General features: G+C 44.6%; 5 protein-coding genes. 2 read left to right on the top strand and 3 right to left on the bottom strand.

Annotated features, from left to right (window positions below):
* Nucleotides 1-1014 (bottom strand): ABC transporter ATP-binding protein (locus Q0X25_RS07660; RefSeq protein ID WP_298580811.1); only part of this gene is annotated, 1014 nt, incomplete at its 3' end.
* Between the two features lie 104 nt (nucleotides 1015-1118).
* On the opposite strand from Q0X25_RS07660, the gene Q0X25_RS07665 reads away from it, so the two are divergent.
* On the top strand, nucleotides 1119-2240 hold the full coding sequence (locus Q0X25_RS07665; RefSeq protein ID WP_298580814.1) for an AraC family transcriptional regulator: 1122 nt from the start codon (nucleotides 1119-1121) through the stop codon (nucleotides 2238-2240).
* Nucleotides 2241-2343: 103 nt separating this feature from the next.
* Here Q0X25_RS07665 and Q0X25_RS07670 read toward each other — a convergent pair whose 3' ends face one another.
* Complete coding sequence (locus Q0X25_RS07670; protein ID WP_298580817.1) at nucleotides 2344-2832, bottom strand: VanZ family protein; 489 nt, start codon at nucleotides 2830-2832, stop codon at nucleotides 2344-2346.
* A 253-nt stretch (nucleotides 2833-3085) separates the two neighbouring features.
* Here Q0X25_RS07670 and Q0X25_RS07675 point away from each other — a divergent pair, with 253 nt between their 5' ends.
* Nucleotides 3086-3751, top strand: coding sequence for a DUF1835 domain-containing protein (locus Q0X25_RS07675; RefSeq protein ID WP_298580820.1), 666 nt, complete (start codon nucleotides 3086-3088; stop codon nucleotides 3749-3751).
* Between the two features lie 61 nt (nucleotides 3752-3812).
* On the opposite strand, the gene Q0X25_RS07680 is transcribed toward Q0X25_RS07675, so the two are convergent.
* Nucleotides 3813-4001, bottom strand: a complete 189-nt coding sequence (locus tag Q0X25_RS07680; protein WP_367270419.1) for an Arc family DNA binding domain-containing protein — start codon at nucleotides 3999-4001, stop codon at nucleotides 3813-3815.
* Nucleotides 4002-4006: the final 5 nt, after the last annotated feature.

Below are 4006 nucleotides of genomic sequence, written 5' to 3' on the forward strand. Positions count from 1 at the left end.
CATGAGTTCGCAAAGACGTATCGCAGCTGCGCCTGCAGTTTGATATGACCAGACGATATTCGAAACTGCAGTCATTGCATTTGGCAATACAACGGCTATGAGCGTGCAGGCGAGCAACTGTGGAACTGTCGCCAAACCAGCAGTACACAACAGGCCACCACCGCCAAGGTTTACCAGCAAAATTACAGGTATGGACACAAATTCCTGCGCTATGGAGCACAAACCAATTAAGGGTTCACACCAAGCCCAGTAAGAATCTGCAAAACCTTTAGCAGCGTTTTGATAATTGTCGTGCGCCTCCCCTACCTTAGAGAAGGCTTTAACCACTTTAATGCCCGAAACAAGCTCAACCATCGTTGAGGAAACCTCAGCAAGATGCGTATTCATTTCGGCGGTTTTTGGACCCATATCTTTCATTGAGCTACCGTAAAGCAGCATATAAATAGGCACCGTAACGACACCTATCAAGGCCAACTTCCAGTTGATAACAAACATAAAAATAAGCAGAACAAGCGGCGTTAATGCACCATTAACCAGATCAACTGGTGCATGTGCAATCACGGTGTGTACCACACGTGTGTCATCCTGTACGGCATTACGAATAGAACCTGAATTATGAGTGTCAAACCATGCTAAAGGAACACTGCTCAGACGCTCTGCAATACGCTCACGAATCAACACGCGCAGCTTCACATCGGCAAAGTGTGTGATCGAAAGCGCTAGCACATACAGCGTCATCTTAGTTAAAAAGAACATGACAAGCAGCGAAACAGTATGCTCAATCTGACGAGTATCAAGTGGATAATTGCCCACCGACGCATCAAGAAAAACGTCGCCCAACTTTACTAGCGCAAGATACGGTACAAAAGCAAGCATGGCAGATGCAACAGTAAGTACCTGGGCAATTCTTGTTCTTCCTTTAATTGGTACCGAAAGTTTTTTCATTGCCTCGCGGCCAGCTTTATCTTTTTTGCGATCTTCTTCAGAAACTTGTGGCACGACATTACCTCCCATAGACCATCATTCAGTCCAAGCTCAGGGCTGAAACGAAGTATGTTAACCTTTACTAACATTTCATCCTATAGAGCTTTGCACCCAAGCTGCTAAGGAAGTGCTAAATGGAGAAGGCCGCCGAAAAGATAGTGAATATTACCGAAAGTCACTTCTCGAGTAAGTGGTATAAAAAGCTATCGGGAGACACAGAATCGTTGGCTTATCTCTTACCTGACGATTCGACCGCTATCTGCAATAGTTTCGAGCCAATGCTGCAGGCTATAGGCTGTGTTCCCAGCAAAGAAGCACTGGCGCAAGGATGGATCTCTACGACTGCAGTCAGATCATACGGCTCCACTTGGGTGGTGAATCCAGCCCGAGGCAGCGGAGAGTACTGGTATGGCATCATCGATTCGGACGCGGTACTTATCTCAATGGATTTAAAGCTGAATGAACGCGCGATTTATCGAGGTCCGTCGGTTGAACTTATTGGGTTTGGCTGTTATGGACACGATATGACCGATTATCTTATCGATCCGCTACCAGACAAGCGCCCAGCTCTTATTGGTTATAGATGGACTTATCATCTGTTCCAGCAAATATGTGAGGCGCACACTCAATTCAAAAGTTGTTCTCTTTCTCTGCGCCCAAAAGCGCTTGTGCGTTATAGCCAGCTTTTGGAAGTTACTCCCAAAGATATTCTTTCTGCTATTTCACAGCTTGACGGCACCCAAGAGCTACCCAAGCTTAAAGAAGCAATGAATGAATTCGTAGACGCGCGTCCTAGTAAAAACTGTGCGCCTGCCTACTATCACGCTAAGCTTGTTGAACTTCTTGTACTGCTTATAGATGGTGTACACAGAGATCAAACAGCTCGTAACTCACGCTCGGTACAGGATTGGGAAATCTGTGAAGAAGCTAGCCGGTATATAAAAGCAAATCTTGATCAAGATCTATCAACACATACCCTTGAAAAGGTGCTACATCTCAGTGCGGCGCGACTCATTGATGCCTTTAGGCGCAGTCGCGGAACTACTCCTCAAGATTTTATACGAAAGCGACGCATGGAATTTGCCGCTATGCAACTGTTAGACGGAAACGAGACTATCTGTAACATAGCCAAGCATGTTGGTTATGCCAATCAAGGCGCATTTTCCGAGGCTTTCAAAGCAATAACGGGCATGACGCCTAGCCGCTTTCGCCGCGAAAAGTTACCACACCTGTATCAAAATCCTTTGGACAGGTAGCATGCTACGTATCCTTACGCACCATCTCTTGTATACAAAATATGCAAAACAGTACACTGCTCTTTTGCCGGCGGATATAACAAGACTTATACGCATGCGAGCATTAGTTTTTTCTTGTCAACGAGCATACATGTTCGCTGACAGCTCTAAAGTGCAGCCCAAAATCAATAAGTGCATCCGCCAAACAGAAGCCAAAAATAAAACCAATTACATTAGACACGATGTCTATCACGTCAAAGATGCCAAGTTTGCACACATACTGTAACGATTCACATACAAGTACGATAAGTATTGCAGCAATGATTGATTTACCTACAGGCACCGCCTTTGTGCGAAAGATGCATCCTAAAGGCACTAGAACAAAAAGGTTAAAGAAAAAAGTAGCGGGTTGCCAAAGCAAAATATCCGCTACATCTGCAAAGTTAAAATTGACCCCTTGAACCCCTCTGCTCTTCAGCATGATGAGCCCAAATGCAAGAACAACATAAACCACAGGAGCTACCTTGACCAATATCGTAAGATAGCGATTCATAGCAACCTGATAGGCAATCCCAGATGCACATAACGCAACCACTGCATGTATCGTAATCATAAAAGCAGGATTTCCTAAGAGACTGAAGGAGTGCTCCCCTATAAGAAGAGAAAGAAAGTTATATCCAATTCCCCCAAAGAAACTAATGGAGAATTTAAACCCTACATAGCCTGCGAGCAAGGCAAAAAAAATGCTGAGTAGTCTTCGCACGATATTCCCTCCTTCTCATTCCTAATAGAGTAATGATATCGCAGGTATTGGTAAAATTTTGATTTGACAAATACCTCAGTTTCAAAAGGAGGACACCCTATCCATGCTTGAAGTTTGTTTTAGTCAAAATATACGTGCCCTTCTTTACCTTGCAAAAAATTTTGGTGTTGGGCTTGGCGATATTGCTCTTTTCCCAGATGATTTAACCCTCGGAAGCATCTCGAACATGAATCCCCACCAACGGAGAAGCGAGTTAGAAAAGCTTTCGATACATCCTGCAGAGGATTTTGAGGAGCAGTATGCGTCCTTTGTCGATACCGTATCGCACGCTTCAAAGCTCAGAGTTTGGTATGTAAACATGCCTTACGAAATCCTGGCATGCATATATACCTGTTTTATATCTGTAGAGAATGCAACTATATGCAGCGTAGATGTAAATGCCTCTGGACTCATGGACGAAAATGGAGCCATCAATCCATCAGGCATATGTGCAGGTATTCGTTCATCGCCAGTTGATGCCGTACGATTCAAACAAGTGTGGTCAAATCTTGTTCGTGATAATGCCTTGTTAAGAACAGCCGATGGGTGGCAGCCAGCAAGTCACCGTCTCGATTTTTTCGATGACATGGTAAAAAGCGCAATAGCAAGCTGTGATTCCAATAATTTAGAAGACATCGGCATAACGGCCTTTGAGATGTGTACGCAGAGCCCATATGGCTTCATGAATCCTGAATTCTTTATAGGACGAGCTAAACTACTCTGTACTTGAAAATAAACCATACCTAGACACCTAACGTCTAGGTATGGTTTTATTCCACCGCAGTCGCCGCTTAGTTTTTTGACCCTAAATCTTTTTTGGGCGCGCGTTTTGCGGCAGGCAAGCGTCCTGCACGCTTGAGAGCATCGCGAATAATCCACTCTACTTGGGCATTAGAGCTACGCATTTCATCAGCTGCCCACAGTTGCACCGCTTCCCAAAGCTCTGGGTCTATGCGCAGAGGATATTGCTTCCTTGACATGGCAA

The organism is uncultured Olegusella sp. (genome assembly GCF_947253395.1).
Taxonomy (GTDB): domain Bacteria; phylum Actinomycetota; class Coriobacteriia; order Coriobacteriales; family Atopobiaceae; genus Olegusella.

Coding starts and splice junctions, on each gene's coding strand:
- Q0X25_RS07675 (WP_298580820.1), top strand. CDS start 3,086: ATGCTTGAAGTTTGTTTTAGTCAAAATATACGTGCCCTTCTTTACCTT.
- Q0X25_RS07665 (WP_298580814.1), top strand. CDS start 1,119: ATGGAGAAGGCCGCCGAAAAGATAGTGAATATTACCGAAAGTCACTTC.
- Q0X25_RS07680 (WP_367270419.1), bottom strand. CDS start 4,001: ATGTCAAGGAAGCAATATCCTCTGCGCATAGACCCAGAGCTTTGGGAA.
- Q0X25_RS07670 (WP_298580817.1), bottom strand. CDS start 2,832: ATGATTACGATACATGCAGTGGTTGCGTTATGTGCATCTGGGATTGCC.